Source organism: Salinibacterium sp. ZJ70, assembly GCF_011751865.2.
Classification (GTDB): domain Bacteria; phylum Actinomycetota; class Actinomycetes; order Actinomycetales; family Microbacteriaceae; genus Homoserinibacter.
On record NZ_CP061770.1, the window covers coordinates 1,471,316 to 1,488,281 of the forward strand.

The 16,966-nt window shown below is 68.3% G+C and carries 14 protein-coding genes and 1 tRNA gene; 2 read left to right on the top strand and 13 right to left on the bottom strand.

What is annotated here, in order from left to right; all coding sequences use genetic code 11:
* Position 1: 1 nt before the first annotated feature.
* A complete protein-coding gene (gene polA, locus HCR12_RS06945) occupies positions 2 to 2,668 on the bottom strand; it encodes a DNA polymerase I (RefSeq protein ID WP_166864427.1) in 2,667 nt (888 codons plus the stop codon).
* 53 nt (positions 2,669 to 2,721) lie between these two features.
* Here polA and HCR12_RS06950 point away from each other — a divergent pair, with 53 nt between their 5' ends.
* Positions 2,722 to 3,150: a PaaI family thioesterase gene (locus HCR12_RS06950; RefSeq protein ID WP_166864430.1), complete on the top strand. Its 429-nt coding sequence runs from the start codon at positions 2,722 to 2,724 to the stop codon at positions 3,148 to 3,150.
* Between the two features lie 76 nt (positions 3,151 to 3,226).
* Here the strand turns inward: HCR12_RS06950 and HCR12_RS06955 are convergent, their stop codons facing one another.
* Complete coding sequence (locus HCR12_RS06955) at positions 3,227 to 3,832, bottom strand: ANTAR domain-containing response regulator (protein WP_166864434.1); 606 nt, start codon at positions 3,830 to 3,832, stop codon at positions 3,227 to 3,229.
* 57 nt (positions 3,833 to 3,889) lie between these two features.
* Here HCR12_RS06955 and HCR12_RS06960 point away from each other — a divergent pair.
* Positions 3,890 to 3,975 (top strand) — tRNA-Leu (locus tag HCR12_RS06960).
* Between the two features lie 70 nt (positions 3,976 to 4,045).
* Here HCR12_RS06960 and HCR12_RS06965 read toward each other — a convergent pair.
* From HCR12_RS06965 to HCR12_RS07015, 11 genes are all read right to left on the bottom strand, one after another.
* Positions 4,046 to 4,279, bottom strand: coding sequence for a hypothetical protein (locus HCR12_RS06965; RefSeq protein WP_166864437.1), 234 nt, complete (start codon positions 4,277 to 4,279; stop codon positions 4,046 to 4,048).
* Complete coding sequence (locus HCR12_RS06970) at positions 4,269 to 4,445, bottom strand: hypothetical protein (RefSeq protein ID WP_166864439.1); 177 nt, start codon at positions 4,443 to 4,445, stop codon at positions 4,269 to 4,271. Before HCR12_RS06970 ends, HCR12_RS06965 begins: the two co-directional genes overlap by 11 nt.
* Before the next feature lie 108 nt (positions 4,446 to 4,553).
* Entirely contained in the window at positions 4,554 to 6,011 is a 1,458-nt protein-coding gene (pyk, locus tag HCR12_RS06975) for a pyruvate kinase (protein ID WP_166864442.1), read from the bottom strand.
* Positions 6,012 to 6,066: 55 nt separating this feature from the next.
* Positions 6,067 to 7,524: a glutamate synthase subunit beta gene (locus tag HCR12_RS06980; protein WP_166864445.1), complete on the bottom strand. Its 1,458-nt coding sequence runs from the start codon at positions 7,522 to 7,524 to the stop codon at positions 6,067 to 6,069.
* A gap of 3 nt (positions 7,525 to 7,527) precedes the next feature.
* Entirely contained in the window at positions 7,528 to 12,135 is a 4,608-nt protein-coding gene (gltB, locus tag HCR12_RS06985; RefSeq protein WP_166864448.1) for a glutamate synthase large subunit, read from the bottom strand.
* A 111-nt stretch (positions 12,136 to 12,246) separates the two neighbouring features.
* Positions 12,247 to 13,287: a prolipoprotein diacylglyceryl transferase gene (gene lgt / locus HCR12_RS06990; protein ID WP_370589298.1), complete on the bottom strand. Its 1,041-nt coding sequence runs from the start codon at positions 13,285 to 13,287 to the stop codon at positions 12,247 to 12,249.
* 9 nt (positions 13,288 to 13,296) lie between these two features.
* On the bottom strand, positions 13,297 to 14,076 hold the full coding sequence (gene trpA, locus HCR12_RS06995) for a tryptophan synthase subunit alpha (RefSeq protein ID WP_166864451.1): 780 nt from the start codon (positions 14,074 to 14,076) through the stop codon (positions 13,297 to 13,299).
* Positions 14,073 to 15,293, bottom strand: a complete 1,221-nt coding sequence (gene trpB, locus HCR12_RS07000) for a tryptophan synthase subunit beta (RefSeq protein ID WP_166864455.1) — start codon at positions 15,291 to 15,293, stop codon at positions 14,073 to 14,075. Before trpB ends, trpA begins: the two co-directional genes overlap by 4 nt.
* Positions 15,290 to 16,066 (bottom strand): indole-3-glycerol phosphate synthase TrpC, encoded by a 777-nt coding sequence (gene trpC, locus HCR12_RS07005; protein ID WP_166864458.1) that lies wholly within the window; start codon positions 16,064 to 16,066, stop codon positions 15,290 to 15,292. Before trpC ends, trpB begins: the two co-directional genes overlap by 4 nt.
* A 4-nt stretch (positions 16,067 to 16,070) precedes the next feature.
* Complete coding sequence (locus HCR12_RS07010; RefSeq protein ID WP_166864461.1) at positions 16,071 to 16,292, bottom strand: DUF6704 family protein; 222 nt, start codon at positions 16,290 to 16,292, stop codon at positions 16,071 to 16,073.
* Positions 16,293 to 16,363: 71 nt separating this feature from the next.
* Positions 16,364 to 16,966 (bottom strand): Trp biosynthesis-associated membrane protein, encoded by a 603-nt coding sequence (locus HCR12_RS07015; RefSeq protein WP_166864464.1) that lies wholly within the window; start codon positions 16,964 to 16,966, stop codon positions 16,364 to 16,366.

The window sequence follows — 16,966 nt, forward strand, 5'->3', positions numbered from 1 at the left end:
GTCAGTGACCGGCGGCGTCCCAGTTGGGACCGGTGCCCAACTGCACCTCGAGCGGCACCGAGAGCTCCGCGGCTCCCGACATCCCCGAGGTGACGATCGCGGTGAGCGCGTCGAGCTCGCCCGGGGCCACCTCGAACACTAGCTCGTCGTGCACCTGCAGCAGCATCCGGGAGGCCATCTGACGATCGCGCAAATCGGCGTCGATCGTGAGCATGGCGCGCTTGATGATGTCGGCGGCGGAGCCCTGGATGGGCGAGTTGAGCGCCTGACGCTCGGCGTTCTCCCGCAGCACCCGGTTGGTGGAGGTGAGATCCGAGAACGGGCGGCGGCGGCCGAAGATGGTGGTCGTGTAGCCGTCGACGCGCGCCTGCTCGACGACGCTGCGCAGGTAGTCGCGCACGGCGCCGAAGCGGGCGAAGTAGTCGGTCATGAGCGCTTTCGCCTCCGACACCTCGATGCGGAGCTGCTTGCTGAGCCCGAACGCGGAGAGGCCGTACGCGAGACCGTAGGACATCGCCTTGACCTTGGTGCGCATCTGCGGGGTGACATCCTCGGGTGCGACGCCGAAGATGCGCGAGCCGACGAAACGGTGGAGATCCTCACCGGAGCGGAAGGCTTCGATGAGCCCAGCATCTTCCGAGAGGTGCGCCATGATCCGCATCTCGATCTGCGAGTAGTCGGCGGTGAGGAGCGTCTCGAAGCCCTCGCCCGCGATGAAGCCCGAGCGCACCTCGCGGCCCACCTCGGTCTTGACGGGGATGTTCTGCAGGTTGGGGTCGTTGGAGGAGATGCGGCCGGTCGCGGAGGCCGTCTGCTCGTAGGTGGTGTGGATGCGGTCGTCGGGGCCGATCGCGGCCTGCAGGGTGTCGACGATCTGACGGATCTTGGTGGCGTCGCGGTGGGCCAGCAGAAGCTCCAGGAACGGATGCGGGTGCTGCTCCTGCAGATCGGCGAGAGCCTGCGCGTCGGTCGAGAAGCCGGTCTTGTTGGCGCGGGTCTTCGGCATGCCGAGCTGCTCGAAGAGCACCTCCTGCAGCTGCTTGGGCGAGCCGAGGTTCACCTCCCGGTCGATCTCGGCGTATGCCTTCTGCGCGATCTCCGCCGCCTGCGCGCCGAGGCGGCTCGACAGCTCCGCGAGCACGGGGCGATCGATCGTGATGCCCTGCAGCTCCATCCGCGCGAGCGCGGGCACGAGTGGCAGCTCGATGTCGCGCAGCACGGAGAGCGATCCGGGGTCGAGGCGCGACTCGAGCTCGCCCGCGAGGCGCAGCAGGTACCAGGCTTCGGTGGCGGGGCTGATCGCCTCGGTCTCGGGGACGAGCTGGCTGGGGTCGGGCTGGGGCAGCGTCTCGCCGAGGTAGTAGTAGACGAGGCCCGGCAGTCCGTCGGGCTTCGTGGCGGGGCGCAGCAGCCACGCGGCGATCGAGGTGTCGCCAGCGATGCCGGCGAGGCTGAGCCCGCTGCCGTCGAGCACCTTCAGCTGGCGCTTGGCGTCGTGCAGCACCTTGGGGGCGTCGCTCGCGAGCCAGGCTTCGAGGGCGGCGTAGTCGAGGCGACCAGACGCCCACGGCACCCACGCGCTCTCGGTGGCGCTCGCGATCCCGAACCCTTCGATCACTCCCCCGATGGTCGCGATCCGCAGCCCGAGCGGCTCGGTGCCGCCCTTCGACTGCGTGTTCAGCCACTTCGCGAGCTCTTCGTCGACCATCGTGCGCACGACGGGCGTCTCGGCGGCGGCTGCCGCCTGCTCGGCCTCGACGATGCCCGCGTCGGCGGCGGCTCCCTCGATCTTGAGCACGCGGTCGAGCAGCGTGCGGAACTGGAGCCGGTCGAACACGGCACGCACCGCGGATGCGTCGAGCGGGCGGCGCTCGAGATCTGCGGGCCCGACGGGCAGCTCGACGTCGCGCAGGAGCCGGTTGAGCTTGCGGTTGCGGATCACGCGATCCTGCTGCTCGCGCAGGTTGTTGCCCACGACGCCCTTGATCTCGTCCTGGTGCTTCAGCAGCTCGTGCACGTCGCCGTACTGCTGGATCCACTTGACGGCGGTCTTCTCGCCGACCTTGTCGACCCCCGGCAGGTTGTCGCTCGTCTCCCCGACGAGGGCCGCGATCTCGGGGTACTGCTCGGGGCGGATGCCGTAGCGCTCGATGACCGCCTCGGTGTCGTAGGTCTTGAGCTCGGAGACACCGCGCGCGTTCGGGTACAGCAGGGTAACGTTCTCGTCGACGAGCTGGATGGTGTCGCGGTCGCCCGAGACGACGAGCACACGGTATCCCTGCTCGGCGCCCTGGAGCGAGAGGGTCGCGAGGATGTCGTCGGCTTCGTAGTCCTCTTTCGAGATGGTGGTGATGTTCATGGCCGCGAGGGCCTCTTCGAGCAGCGGCACCTGGCCGATGAACTCGGGCGGCGTCTCGCCGCGGGTGCCCTTGTACTCGGGGTACTCGCGTGTGCGGAACGAGTAGCGCGAGATGTCGAACGCGACGCCGATGTGGGTGGGCTTCTGCGTCTGCAGCAGGCCGAGAAGCATCGAGATGAAGCCGTGGATGGCGTTGGTGTGCTGGCCGTCGCGCGTCACGAAGCTGTCGACGGGCAGGGCGTAGAACGCGCGGAACGCGAGCGAATGTCCGTCGATGAGCAGAAGCGTAGGCTTTTCGGAGTCCGGCACGAGGCCCAGCCTACCTATCGGTGCCGACACCCGACCGACCCGATGGAGTGCCCATGGTGAAGCTGCCGTCCGACCTCGACCCCGAACTCGTCGCCCGCATCGGCGACACCGCAGGCGGTGAGCTGGCCCGCAAGATGGGCATCGAGTTCCTGGAGCTGTCGGCCGAGTTCTCGCTCGCCCGCATGCCCGTCGAGGGCAATCGCCAGGTGGTCGGACTGCTGCATGGCGGTGCACACGTCGTGCTCGGCGAGTCGCTCGGTTCGCTCTCGTCGGCGATCCACGCGGGCCCCGGCCGTTATGCGGTGGGTATCGAGATCAACGCCACCCACAGCCGTTCGGTGACCGAAGGCTGGGTCACGGGCACGTGCACCGCGCTCGTGCTCGGCCGCACGCTGTGCACCCACGAGATCGTCATGACGGATGACGAGGGACGCCGTCTCTCGACGGTGCGGATGACGAACTACCTGCGCGACCGCGTCTGAGTCGCGCGGCTTCTCCGCTGACACGCGAAGGGCCCCCGGTGAGTGAACCGGGGGCCTTTCGACGAGCTGGAGGTCGTTACTTCTTGGGCGCGAGCTGGTCGATGATCGCCTGAGCGACATCGTGCATGGTGAGGCGGCGGTCCATCGACGCCTTCTGGATCCAGCGGAACGCCTCGGGTTCGGTGAGGCCCATCTTCTCGTTGAGGAGGCCCTTCGCGCGGTCGACGAGCTTGCGAGTCTCGAAGCGCTCGACCATGTCGGCGACCTCGGCCTCGAGGGTGACGATCTGCTGGTAGCGGCTGAGGGCGATCTCGATCGCGGGCAGGAGGTCGTTCGGGGTGAACGGCTTCACGACGTAGGCGAGGGCACCGGCCTCCGACGCGCGCTCCACGAGCTCCTTCTGGCTGAACGCCGTGAGGAGCACGACCGGTGCGATGTGGTTCTTGGTGAGGCGCTCAGCAGCCGAGATGCCGTCGAGCTGCGGCATCTTGACATCCATGACGACCAGGTCGGGGCGCAGCTCGGTGGCGAGGGCCACTGCCGTCTCGCCGTCACCGGCCTCTCCGACGACATCGAATCCGTTGTCGCGCAGAATCTCGACGATGTCCATGCGGATCAGCGACTCGTCCTCCGCGACGACGACGCGGCGGGGGGCGCTGGGGGTTGCTTCCGTCTCACTCACCCTCAAATCCTACGGTAACGTCGAAGCGTTGCGGTCAGGTGGCCGCGCAACGCACCTGCCGGTGTGGCGGAATGGTAGACGCGCCCGACTCAAAATCGGTTGTCCGAGAGGACGTGTGGGTTCGAGTCCCACCACCGGTACCACGCACAGCCGTGGTCATTGGCGATGTCGTTGATGATCAGATCGTGGTTGACGTTGAGGCGTCCGCCGCCGTCAGTGCGCTCGTTCCAGGAAGGCGATCCGCCGCGAGAGCTGGTCTTCGGCAGCGTGAAGCGGCAGAGCTGAGGCCCAGCGAGCCATGGCGATCTCCACGCCATCCGCCTCCGAGAGAGAGCCCTGCTCGTGCCCGACCCGCAGCACGTCCAGGTCGAGGTGCTCGTGGGCCACCGCACACAGCAGCGCGCTGCGGTCGATGTCGGCGGCAGGGTCCTGACCGCTATCCCCCACCGTCACCTCCGCCGGCATCGGCCCCGTCGATGATCATCTGCAGGTCAGGGGTGTTGGTGGTTCCCGGATCCGACGGGCGTGGGCGCAGGAACGTGGCGAGCGCGATCGCACCTCCGAGAATCGCGAGGAGGAACACCCCCAAGCCGATGACGATCGATGCGCTCATGGCGTGAGGCTAGCTCATGGTCGTGCGATCGCACTACGGCGCGCGTCCGCCGGAGACGACGCGAGGCGCCACCCCCGAAGGGATGGCGCCTCGCGTGCGACAGAGTGCTCAGTCGGCGTGGTCGCCGGTCTCCCACACAGGGGTGACCTTGTTGATGGCGTCGCCGATCGTGTGCACACGGATGTCGTTGGTCGAGCCGGGGATTCCGGGAGGGGAACCCGAGATCACGACGACCTTGTCGCCGATCGAGACGAGCTCCTTCTCGAGGAGGATCCGGTCGACCTGCTTGAACATCTCGTCGGTGTGCGACACGCGGTCGACGGTGAACGACTCGATGCCCCACGTGAGGTTCATACGACGGCGGATCGCCTCATCCGGCGTGAACGCCTTCATGGGGATCGCGCCGCGCAGACGCGACATGCGGCGGGCCGAGTCGCCCGACTCGGTGAACACGCACACGAACTTCGCCTGGACGAAGTCAGCGACCTCGGCTGCGGCGAGCGTGATGGCGCCACCCTGGGTGCGGGGCTTGGTGCCGAGCGGCGCGATGCGCTCGAGACCGTGCTCCTCGGTCGACGCGATGATGCGCGCCATCGTCTGCACGGTGACGACGGGGTACTCGCCAACGCTCGTCTCGCCCGAGAGCATGACCGCGTCCGCGCCGTCGAGAACGGCGTTTGCGACGTCGGATGCCTCGGCGCGGGTCGGAACCGGCGAATGCGTCATCGACTCGAGCATCTGCGTCGCCACGATGACGGGCTTCGCCATGCGGCGGCAGAGCTCGACGGCGCGCTTCTGCACAACCGGCACCGCCTCGAGCGGCAGCTCCACGGCGAGGTCGCCACGCGCCACCATGATGCCGTCGAAGGCGTCGATGATCTCGTCGAGGGCATCGACAGCCTGCGGCTTCTCGATCTTGGCGATGACAGGGATCTTGCGTCCCTCTTCGGCCATGATCTCGTGCACGCGGCTGATGTCACGGGCGTCGCGGACGAACGACAGCGCGATGTAGTCGGCGCCGAGCTTCAGACCCCAGCGGAGGTCGTCCTCGTCCTTCTCCGACAGCGCAGGCACGTTGACGGCCACGCCCGGGAGGTTGATGCCCTTGTTGTTCGACACGGGGCCGGCGACGATGACCTCGGTGCGCACACGCACACCGTCGGTGTCGAGCACCTGCACCTTGACCTTGCCGTCGTCGATGAGGAGGAAGTCGCCCGCGTTCACATCCTGCGGGAGGCCCTTGAACGTCGTTCCGACGAGCTCCTTCGTGCCGGGCACGTCTTCGGTCGTGATGGTGAAGATGTCCCCGACCGCGAGGTCGTGGGGCCCGTCGGCGAACTTCCCGAGGCGGATCTTCGGCCCCTGGAGGTCGACGAGCACCGCGACGGGCTGGCCGGCGTCAGCCGCAGCGCGACGGACGTTGGCGTAGACCTCCTCGTGCACCTCGTATGTGCCGTGGCTCAGGTTCATGCGGGCGACGTTGACGCCTGCCTCGATGATGGCCCGGAGGTTCTCGTAGCTCGACGTGGCGGGTCCCAACGTCGCGACGATCTTAGCTCGTCTCATTATTCCTTCAGTGTTCGGATGTGGTGGTGGTCTGGGGGCGGGTGAGTCCGAAGACTCAGAGGCCGAAGCCTCGATCGGTGGGCTTCACCGGGAAGGGGAGGTGCGTCTCCCCTTCGAGGAAGCGGTCGACGCTGGACGCGACCGCACGCCCTTCGGCGATAGCCCACACAATGAGCGACTGTCCGCGACCGGCGTCTCCGGCGATGAAAACGCCGGGGTCGTCTGCTGCGTACGTGCCGCTACGGGCCACGTTACCCCTCGAGTCGAAGGGGAGGTTCAGCTGTGCGGCGATCCTCTCCTGCTCGGGGCCCGTGAAGCCCATTGCGATGAGCACCAGGTCCGCAGGGACCTCGCGCTCGGTTCCCGACTTCGGCACACGGCGTCCGTCGATGAATTCGGTCTCCGCGAGGCGCAGTGCGCGCACGCGGCCATCCTCGTCGCCGAGGAACTCGACGGTCGAGGCGAGGTACATGCGCTCGCCGCCCTCTTCGTGGGCGCTCTGCACCTCGAAGAGTGTCGGCATCATCGGCCACGGCTGATTCTCGGGGCGCTCCGCGGGCGGCTGCTTGCCGATCGCGAGGTTGGTGACGCTCAGCGCGCCCTGACGGTTCGCGGTGCCGATGCAGTCGGCACCGGTGTCGCCGCCGCCGATGACGATGACGTGCTTGCCGTGGGCGGTCAGCTGGTCGGCCACCTCATCGCCCGCGATGATCTTGTTCTGCTGCACGAGGTAGTCCATGGCGAAGTGCACGCCGTCGAGATCGCGGCCCGGGATCGGCAGATCGCGCGGCACCGTCGCTCCGGTGGCGATGACGATGGCGTCGTAGCGCTCACGCAGCACATCCCAGCTGATGTCGACGCCGATCTCGACGCCAGCGCGGAATCGCACGCCCTCGGCGGTCATCTGCTCGAGGCGACGCTCGAGGTGCCGCTTCTCCATCTTGAAGTCGGGGATGCCGTAGCGCAGCAGGCCGCCGATGCGGTCGTCGCGCTCGTACACGGCCACCGTGTGACCCGAACGGGCGAGCTGCTGTGCGGCTGCGAGGCCCGCGGGCCCTGAGCCGACGACGGCGACGGTCTTGCCCGTCATGCGCTCCGGAAGGTGCGGCTGCACCCATCCGTTGTCGAACGCCTCGTCGATGATCGAGACCTCGATCTGCTTGATCGTGACCGCGGGCTGGTTGATGCCCAGCACGCACGACGACTCGCACGGTGCGGGGCAGAGGCGCCCCGTGAACTCCGGGAAGTTGTTCGTAGCGTGCAGGCGCTCGATCGCAGCGCGATCCTGGCCGCGCCAGGTGAGGTCGTTCCACTCGGGGATGAGGTTGCCGAGCGGGCACCCCTGATGGCAGAACGGCACACCGCAGTCCATGCAGCGGCCAGCCTGACGGCGCAGCACGGTGCGGTCGGTGTCCTCGTAGACCTCGTTCCAGTCCATGATGCGGACCGAGACGGGACGACGTGCGGGGAGCTCCCGCTCCCTCGTGTGGAGGAAGCCCTTCGGATCAGCCATCTGTCAGCCTCCCGTCACTTCGAGGATGCGACCCCAGACGACATCGCCGTCCGGATCGAGCCCCTCGTCCGCCGCAGCGCGGCGCGTCTCGAGCACCGCCGCGTAGTCACGCGGAAGCACCTTCACGAACTTGCTCATGGTCTCGTCGGCGTTCTCGAGCATGCGCTTCGCGAGAGCCGAACCGGTCTCCGCGAGGTGCTTCTCAAGCAGATCGGTGAGGATCTCGATGTCCGCCGATTCGAGGGGCAGCAGCGAGAGCTCGCCCGAGGCGAGCGAGTCGCGGTTGACCCGCTCGGGGCGAAGGTCGTACACGTACGCCGTGCCGCCCGACATTCCCGCACCGAGGTTGCGTCCGGTGCCGCCGAGGATCACGGCGAGTCCGCCGGTCATGTACTCGAGGGCGTGGTCGCCGACGCCTTCCACGACCGCAGTGGCTCCGGAGTTGCGCACCAGGAACCGCTCGCCCACGATGCCGCGGATGAACATCGAGCCCTGTGTAGCGCCGTAGCCGATCACGTTGCCCGCGATCACGTTGCGCTCAGCGGCGAACACCGCGCCCCGCGGCGGGCGCACGACGATCTTGCCGCCCGAGAGCCCCTTGCCGACGTAGTCGTTCGAGTCGCCTTCGAGACGCAGCGTGATGCCGTTGGGCATGAACGCTCCGAGCGACTGGCCTGCGGCGCCGCGGAGCGTCACCTGGATGGTGCCGTCCGGCAGCCCGTGCTGGCCGTATCGCTTCGTGATCTCGTGGCCGAGCATCGTGCCGACAGCACGCTCGGTGTTCTGGATCTCGAGTTCGAGCTCGATCGGCGTGCCGTTCTCGAGCGCGTCCTTCGTGAGTTCGATGAGCTTGCGGTCGAAGTGCTCGTCGAGCTCGTGGTCCTGCTCGCGACGGTTGGTGCGGGGCTCGTCCTCGGCGAACGTCGGTCCCTGCAGGACGGGAGTGAGGTCGAGTCCGTCGGCCTTCCAGTGCGAGATCGCACGGTCGACATCCAGCAGCTCGGTGTGACCGATGAGCTCGTCGAGCGAGCGGAAGCCGAGCTCCGCGAGGTACTCCCGCACCTCCTGCGCCAGGAACTCGAAGAACGTCTCCACGAACTCGGGCTTGCCGGTGAAGCGCTCACGCAGCTCGGGGTTCTGCGTCGCGACGCCCACGGGGCAGGTGTCGAGGTGGCAGACGCGCATCAGGATGCAGCCGGAGACGACGAGCGGCGCCGTCGCGAATCCGTACTCCTCAGCGCCGAGCAGTGCGGCGATGATGACGTCGCGGCCGGTCTTCATCTGGCCGTCGACCTGCACCACCACGCGGTCGCGCATGCCGTTGAGCATGAGCGTCTGCTGCGTCTCGGCGAGGCCGATCTCCCACGGAGTGCCGGCGTGCTTGAGCGAGTTGAGCGGCGAGGCGCCGGTTCCGCCGTCGTGGCCCGAGACGAGCACGACGTCGGCGAGAGCCTTCGTCACACCCGCGGCGACCGCTCCGATGCCCGACTGGCTCACGAGCTTGACGTGCACGCGGGCCTCCGGGTTCGCGCGCTTGACGTCGAAGATGAGCTGCTTGAGATCCTCGATCGAGTAGATGTCGTGGTGCGGCGGCGGCGAGATGAGGCCGACACCGGGCGTGCCGCCACGCGTGCGGGCGACCCACGGGTACACCTTCTGCGGAGGCAGCTGGCCACCCTCGCCGGGCTTCGCGCCCTGCGCCATCTTGATCTGGATGTCGGTGGCGTGCGTGAGGTACATGCTCGTGACACCGAAGCGACCGGATGCGACCTGCTTGATGCGGCTGCGGCGCTCGGGGTCGAGCAGGCGCTCGATGTCCTCGCCACCCTCACCCGTGTTGGAGCGACCGCCGATGCGGTTCATGGCGATCGCGAGGGTCTCGTGCGCCTCCTGCGAGATCGAGCCGTAGCTCATCGCGCCGGTGTTGAAGCGCGAGATGATCGCGGAGATCGGCTCGACCTCGTCGAGCGGAACCGGCGGGCGCTCCCCCGTCTTGAGAGCGAACAGACCGCGCAGCGTCATGAGACGCTCCGCCTGCTCATCCACCGACTTCGTGTACTCGCGGAAGACATCGAAGCGACGCGTCCGCGTGGAGTGCTGCAGCTTGAACACCGTCTCGGGACTGAACAGGTGCGGCGGCCCCTCGCGACGCCACTGGTACTCACCGCCGGTCGCGAGGTTCTCGTGCACGCGCTCGCCCGGGTTCTCGGGGTAGGCGCTCGTGTGGCGCACGAGGTTCTCTTCGGAGATGACGTCCATGCCCACACCGCCGAGCACGGTGCGCGTGCCGGTGAAGTAGCGGTCGATGAACTCCTGGTCGAGGCCGATCGCTTCGAAGGCCTGGGCGCCCGCGTACGAGCCCACGACCGAGATGCCCATCTTCGACATGATCTTCAGGACGCCCTTGCCGAGCGCCTTGATGACGTTCTTGACGGCCTTCTCGGGCGTGACGCCTTCGATCATGCCGCTCGTGACGAGCAGCTCAGCAGTCTCCATCGCCAGGTACGGGTTGATGGCTGCCGCACCGTAGCCGATGAGCAGCGCGGCGTGGTGCACCTCGCGGGCGTCACCGGTCTCGACGATGATGCCGACCCGCATGCGGGTCTCCTGGCGGATCAGGTGGTGGTGCACCGCCGCGAGCATGAGCAGCGACGGGATGGGCGCGAGGTCCTTGTTGGAGTGGCGATCCGAGAGCACCAGGAACTGCGCTCCCGCTGCAACCGCCTCGTCCGCCTCGGCGCAGAGCTCGTCGAGGCGCTCCGCCATCGCGTGCGGGCCGCGGTCGAACCGGTAGAGGCCCTTGAGCGTGTGGGTGAGCTTCAGACCATCCGACTGCCCGAGGCGCACGATCTTCGCGAGCTCATCGTTGTCGATCACCGGGAAGTCGAGCACGATCTGACGCGCGTGCTCCGGGCCGGAGGCGAGCAGGTTCGCCGCCGGGCCGACGCCGACGCGCATCGAGGTGACGACCTCTTCGCGGATCGAGTCGAGCGGCGGGTTCGTCACCTGCGCGAACGCCTGGGTGAAGTAGTCGAAGATCAGACGCGGCCGATCGGACAGCACCGCGATCGGCGTGTCGGATCCCATCGCGCCGAGCGGCTCCATGCCGTTCTGACCCATCGGACCGATGAGGATCCGAAGCTCCTCCTCGGTGTAGCCGAAGGTGCGCTGGCGACGTGCGACCGAGGCGGGCGTGTGCACGATGTGCTCGCGCCACGGGAGATCCTCGAGCTCGATGCGGTTCTCGTCGACCCACTGCTCGTAGGGCTCGGCGGCGGCGAGCTGCGACTTGATCTCGTCGTCCTCGATGATGCGGCCCTCGACCGTGTCGATGAGGAACATGCGGCCAGGGCGCAGACGGCCCTTGCGCACGATCTTGTCGGCCGGGAAGTCGAGCACGCCGATCTCGCTCGCGAGCACGACGAGCCCGTCGTCGGTCACGAGGAAGCGTCCCGGGCGCAGTCCGTTGCGGTCGAGCGTTGCGCCCACGAGGGATCCGTCGGTGAAGACGAGCGCGGCGGGGCCGTCCCACGGCTCCATGAGCGACGAGTGGTAGTCGTAGAAGGCCTTGCGGGCCGGGTCCATGTCGGCCTGGTTCTCCCAGGCCTCCGGGACCATCATCATGATGGCGTGGGGCAGGCTGCGGCCGGCGAGAGTCAGAAGCTCTACGACCTCGTCGAACGAGGCGGAATCGCTCGCGCCCTCCGTGACGATCGGGAACAGCGGACGCAGCTCGCCGAGCTCCTGCGACTCCAGCTGGCTCTGGCGAGCGCGCATCCAGTTGCGGTTGCCCTGCACGGTGTTGATCTCGCCGTTGTGGGCGATCATGCGGAACGGCTGTGCGAGCGGCCACGACGGGAACGTGTTCGTCGAATAGCGCGAGTGCACGAGCGCGAGCTTCGTCGCGAAGCGCTCATCCGAGAGGTCGGGGTAGAACGGCTCCAGCTGGAGCGTCGTCACCATGCCCTTGTAGACGAGGGTGCGGCTCGACAGCGACGGGAAGTACGAGCCGAGTTCGCGCTCGGCCCGCTTGCGCAGACGGAACGTGAGGCGGTCGAGCGCGATGCCGGCGAGCAGTTTGCCGACGGCGTCGGTGCCGTGCGAGCGCACGAAGACCTGCTCGAAAGCGGGCGCGGCCTCCCGCGCCAGGTTGCCGAGGTGCTCCGGGTCGGTCGGCACATCGCGCCAGCCGATGATGACCAGACCCTCTTCGGTCGCGATGCGGCCGATGGCCTCCTTCTCGGCAGCGCGCTCGTCGGCGTCATTCGGGAGGAACGCCATGCCGACGGCGTACATGCCGACCGGCGGCAGGTCGAAATCGAGGACGGCACGCAGGAAGGCGTCCGGGATCTGGGTGATGATGCCGGCGCCGTCACCCGTACCCGCGTCGGAGCCGACGGCCCCGCGGTGCTCCAGGTGACGGAGCGCATCGAGCGCATTGGTGACGATGTCGTGGCCAGCTGTGCCACGCAGTGTCGCGACCATCGCGAGCCCGCACGCGTCCTTCTCGATGCGCGGGTCATACATCCCCTGCGCTTCGGGAACCGCGCTGAACCGCGCGTACGGGCCCGGCTGACCGGGCGGAGTCTGCAGCTTTCGAGAGAGTGCCATGGCAACCGTCCTCACGATGAATCGAGTGTGGGACGACGGCGGCCCAGCTAACTGAAGGGAATTCCGGGTCGGTATGGCGCAAGGCCCGGCGGTATCACGACGAGCGGAATGCTATCGCGATGAGGTGGAACCGCTTGTGGCGGCTGGTGCGGCGATCGCCTCGGCTCCATCGCCAGGCTCGTCCGAGTCCGTGTAGGTGTCTTCGGAGTGTACAACAACGGCAGGTTCCGGTCGGCGACCCGGCAGGTACACGTCGGGTTCGACTCCGGGGTGGCGGCGCGTCTGCACGTAGATGATGACCAGACCCAGCGCGATGGCGCCGAGCGCCGCCCACACGTTCGAGCGGAGGCCGAGGAACGTCTCGCTCGGGTCGAGGCGGATCGACTCCAGCCAGAACCGGCCGACGCCGTACCAGACGAGGTAGAGGCCGAGGACCTTGCCCCACTGCCAGAAGTCCTTGTTCTTGGCGACGATGAAGACGATGAGCGCGAAGCCCGCGAGGTTCCAGAGGATCTCGTACAGGAACGTCGGGTGGAAGAGCACATCATCCGGGATGCCGGTGGGGATGGCGGGGTTCGGGCGGGTGATCTCGAGGCCCCACGGCAGATCGGTGGGCAGGCCGAAGAGCTCCTGGTTGACCCAGTTGCCGAGGCGTCCGAACGCCTGCGCCACGAGGATGCCGGGGGCCATCGCGTCGGCGACCGACCAGAAGCGGAGACCGGTGAAGCGGCAGCCGATCCACACGCCGACGGCGCCGAAGATGAGCGCGCCGAAGATGGCGCCGCCGCCCTCCCAGATCGCCCAGACGCTGCCGGGCTGCGTGACGTCCCAGGTGTTCTTGCCTTCGCCGAAGAAGTCATCCGGGTGCGTGAGCACGTGGTAGAAACGCGCGCCGACGATGCCCAGGATGACGGCGAAGAACGTGACGTCGACGACGAGCCACGGCTCGGCGCCGCGTGCCGTCAGACGCTGGTTCGCGATGACGACCGCGAAGAAGATTCCCACGATGATCGCGAGCGCGTAGGTCGTGATCCGCAGCGTGAAATCGAGCTCCGCGCCCGGGATGAGGGCGCTGATCCACTCGCCGATCGGAATCGTGATCTGCTTCCAGTCGGGCGTGGGGCTGGGGATGCTGAAGGGCGCGGCGAACACGTGTGGAGTCTACTTTCCCTGAGACAGCTCGGATGCCACGCGGGCGACACCCGAGACACCGCCCTCGGCGAGAGCGGTGACGAGAACGGATCCGACGATAGCGCCGTCGGCGTAGGTGAGGACCTCGGCAACCTGATCGGCGGTCGAGATGCCGATGCCGACGCAGGCGGAGATCGTGTCGGGGCCGGTGGCACCGGCGTCACGCAGCCGCGAGACGAGTGCCCGGGCGTTCGCGTCGAGGTCGGCACGCGCACCGGTGATGCCCATGGTCGACACCGTGTACACGAAGCCGCGGCTCGTGGCCACGACATCCGAGAGACGCGCGTCGGAGGACGTCGGCGCCGCGAGGAAGACGCGGTCGAGCCCCGTGCGGTCGCTCTCGGCGATCCACTCGGCGGCGGAGTCGGGGGTGATGTCGGGCGTGATGAGTCCCGCTCCCCCGGCGTCACGCAGCTGGTCGGCGAACTTCGCGACGCCGTACTGCACGACCGGGTTCCAGTAGGTCATGACGAGCACGGGCGCGTCGACGCGACTGCGCACGCTCTCGACGGCCGTGAAGACGTCGCGTGTGCGGAAGCCGTTCGCGAGCGCCTGCTGGGTGGCCTTCTGGATGGCGAGGCCGTCCATGACGGGGTCTGAGTAGGGAAGACCGAGCTCGATCGCGTCGACGCCGTTCTCGACGAGGGCGACAGCGGCATCGATGCTCGTCTGCAGGTCGGGGAAGCCGACGGGCAGGTAGCCGATGAGGGCCCCGCCGTCGGTGCGGCGGATGGCAGCGTCGACGTTCACGCCTGGACCGCTCCTTCGTCGAACAGGCCGAACCAGCGTCCGGCGGTAGCCACATCCTTGTCGCCGCGACCGGAGAGGTTGACGAGGATGATCGCGTCGGGGCCGAGCTCCTTGCCGAGCGTGAGCGCTCCGGCGAGAGCGTGCGAGGACTCGATCGCGGGGATGATGCCCTCGGTGCGGGCCAGGAGCCGCAGAGCCTCCATCGCCTCGGAGTCGGTCGCCGGCAGGTAGATCGCGCGGCCCGCGTCCGCGAGGAACGCGTGCTCGGGGCCGACTCCCGGGTAGTCGAGGCCGGCGGAGATCGAGTGCGACTCGATCGTCTGGCCGTCCTCATCCTGAAGGAGGTAGCTGCGGGCACCGTGCAGCACGCCGGGGCGTCCGCGCTCGATGGTGGCGGCGTGGCGGTCGGTGTCGACGCCGTCGCCTGCCGCCTCGAAGCCGTAGAGCTTCACGGACGGGTCATCGAGGAAGGCGTGGAAGATGCCGATCGCGTTCGATCCACCTCCGACGCACGCGGCGACGGCATCCGGAAGACGTCCGGTGAGCTCGAGCACCTGGGCGCGCGCCTCTTCGCCGATGATCTTCTGGAAGTCGCGCACCATCGCCGGGAACGGGTGCGGGCCCGCCGCAGTGCCGAACACGTAGTTGGTGGTCTCGACGCTCGTGACCCACTCGCGGTACGCCTCGTTGATGGCGTCCTTGAGGGTGCGCGAGCCGGTCGTGACCGGGATCACCTCGGCGCCGAGAAGGCGCATGCGGGCGACGTTGAGCGCCTGGCGCTGCGTGTCGACCTCGCCCATGTAGATCGTGCACTCGAGCCCGAAGAGCGCTGCGGCGGTCGCGGTGGCGACGCCGTGCTGACCAGCTCCCGTCTCGGCGATCACGCGCGTCTTGCCGAGGCGCTTCGTGAGAAGCGCCTGGCCGAGCACGTTGTTGATCTTGTGGCTGCCGGTGTGGTTGAGATCCTCGCGCTTGAGGATGATGCGGGCGCCGCCCGCGTGCTCGGCGAAGCGGGGCACCTCGGTGATGATCGAGGGGCGACCCGAGTAGCTGCGGTGGAGCTCCATGAGCTCCGCCTGGAACGTCGGGTCGTTCTTCGCGGCTTCGTAGGCCTCGGCGATCTCGTCGACGGCGGCGATGAGCGCCTCGGGCATGAAGCGCCCGCCGTACTCGCCGAAGTAGGGGCCGGGCTGGTTGCGGTAGATGTTCTCGCTCATCCGGCGGCCAGGAACGACTCGAGGGTGGATACGGGGTCGTCACCCGTCACGAGGGCCTCGCCGATGAGCACCACGTCGGCGCCCGCGGCGCGATAGTGAGCCACGTCGGCGGGCGAGGTGACGGCCGATTCGGCGATCCGGACGACGCCAGCGGGGATCGAGTCCGCGAGGGTTCCGAACAGGTCGCGATCGAGCTCGAACGTCGACAGGTTGCGGGCGTTGACGCCCACGACCGACGCGCCGATCTCGAGCGCGCGGCTCACCTCGTCAGCCGAGTGCGTCTCGACGAGCGCCGTCATGCCGAGCTGCGTGATGAGCTCGTGCAGCTCACGGAGCTGCTGCTGTTCGAGCGCAGCGACGATGAGCAGCACGAGGTCGGCACCCGCGGCGCGCGCCTCGAACACCTGGTACGGCTCGGCGATGAAGTCCTTGCGGAGCACCGGGATGCTCACCGCGGCGCGCACATCACGCAGGTCGTCGAGCGAGCCGCCGAATCGGCGCTGCTCCGTGAGCACGCTGATGGCGCTCGCGCCACCTGTCTCGTACGAGACAGCGAGAGCCGCGGGGTCGCGGATCTCCGCAAGGGCACCGCGCGAGGGGCTCGCGCGCTTGACCTCGGCGATGATCTTCACCCGGTCCGCCGGCGCGAGCGCCGCGATGGCGTCGAGAGGCGCGGGCGCTGCCAGCGCAGCGGCCTCGACGTCGGCGAGGCTCAGCGCTTCACGTCGAGTCGCGGCGTCAGAGAGCGCGCCGGCGACGAGTTCGCTCAGCACGCTGTCAGTGGGCCTTCGGAGCGGACTTCGATCCGCCGACGCCGTAGCCGAGCTTGGCGAGCACCCATCCGACGAGGAGGCCCACGACGAGGAGGGCAGCCGAAGCCCAGACGAGCCAGGGCATGTCCAGGAAGAACGCGACGGTGCCGATGCTGAATGCGGTCAGCATGATGATCACCGCGACCCAGGCTGCGGGCGAGTGTCCGTGTCCGGGCGTGTCGGTCACGTGGGGTCTCCTTCTGCGTTGCGAAGCGGGCGGATGACGCCCGCGAACCCGCGAATGCGGGCGTGCTCAGTCTAGCGGGCGGGGGCGGTCGGATCGTCGCCGTCGCTCAGCGCGTCCCACTCCGCGACAGCGTCGGTGGTCGTGCCGTCGGCGGACTCCAGACGCGTGCGTGAGTACCTGCGGCCGGTGGCGGGCCAGCGGCCCGCTGTGAGCACGACGAGCAGGCCGATCACGATGATGAGCGCACCGAAGACGATGGCCATCCAAGGCCACGGCGTTCCTTCGACCGAGCTCACGAGCGCCGCGACCGATTCGGATCCGCTGATGCCGGTCGCCTCAGTGATGGCGGGGGCGGATGCGGCGACAGGGTCGCCGATCGTCACGAGCGTGAGACCGATGACCGCGACCCCGACGAGCGCTTCGAGAACCCCCAGGATGCGGCGGAAGAAGGGTCCGGCGATGGCGAGCGCCGCGACGACCGCGAGCGTCGTGAGAGCGAGAGGCGCGAGCCCTGCAGCGGCGATGTCGCCGCCGACCGTGAGCACGGGGTCATCTGTCCCGGCCGCAGCAGCGAGAGTCAGCGCATACCAGGGCTGCGACCACGCGAGGAAGACGAGCGCGCCGGCCAGAGCCGTCGCTGCCAGCAGCAGCCCTCTGATGCGTGACGGGGTCAT

Coding starts and splice junctions, on each gene's coding strand:
- gltB (WP_166864448.1), bottom strand. CDS start 12,135: ATGGCACTCTCTCGAAAGCTGCAGACTCCGCCCGGTCAGCCGGGCCCG.
- HCR12_RS06950 (WP_166864430.1), top strand. CDS start 2,722: ATGGTGAAGCTGCCGTCCGACCTCGACCCCGAACTCGTCGCCCGCATC.
- HCR12_RS06980 (WP_166864445.1), bottom strand. CDS start 7,524: ATGGCTGATCCGAAGGGCTTCCTCCACACGAGGGAGCGGGAGCTCCCC.
- HCR12_RS06970 (WP_166864439.1), bottom strand. CDS start 4,445: ATGAGCGCATCGATCGTCATCGGCTTGGGGGTGTTCCTCCTCGCGATT.
- pyk (WP_166864442.1), bottom strand. CDS start 6,011: ATGAGACGAGCTAAGATCGTCGCGACGTTGGGACCCGCCACGTCGAGC.
- trpB (WP_166864455.1), bottom strand. CDS start 15,293: ATGAGCGAGAACATCTACCGCAACCAGCCCGGCCCCTACTTCGGCGAG.
- HCR12_RS07015 (WP_166864464.1), bottom strand. CDS start 16,966: ATGACCCCGTCACGCATCAGAGGGCTGCTGCTGGCAGCGACGGCTCTG.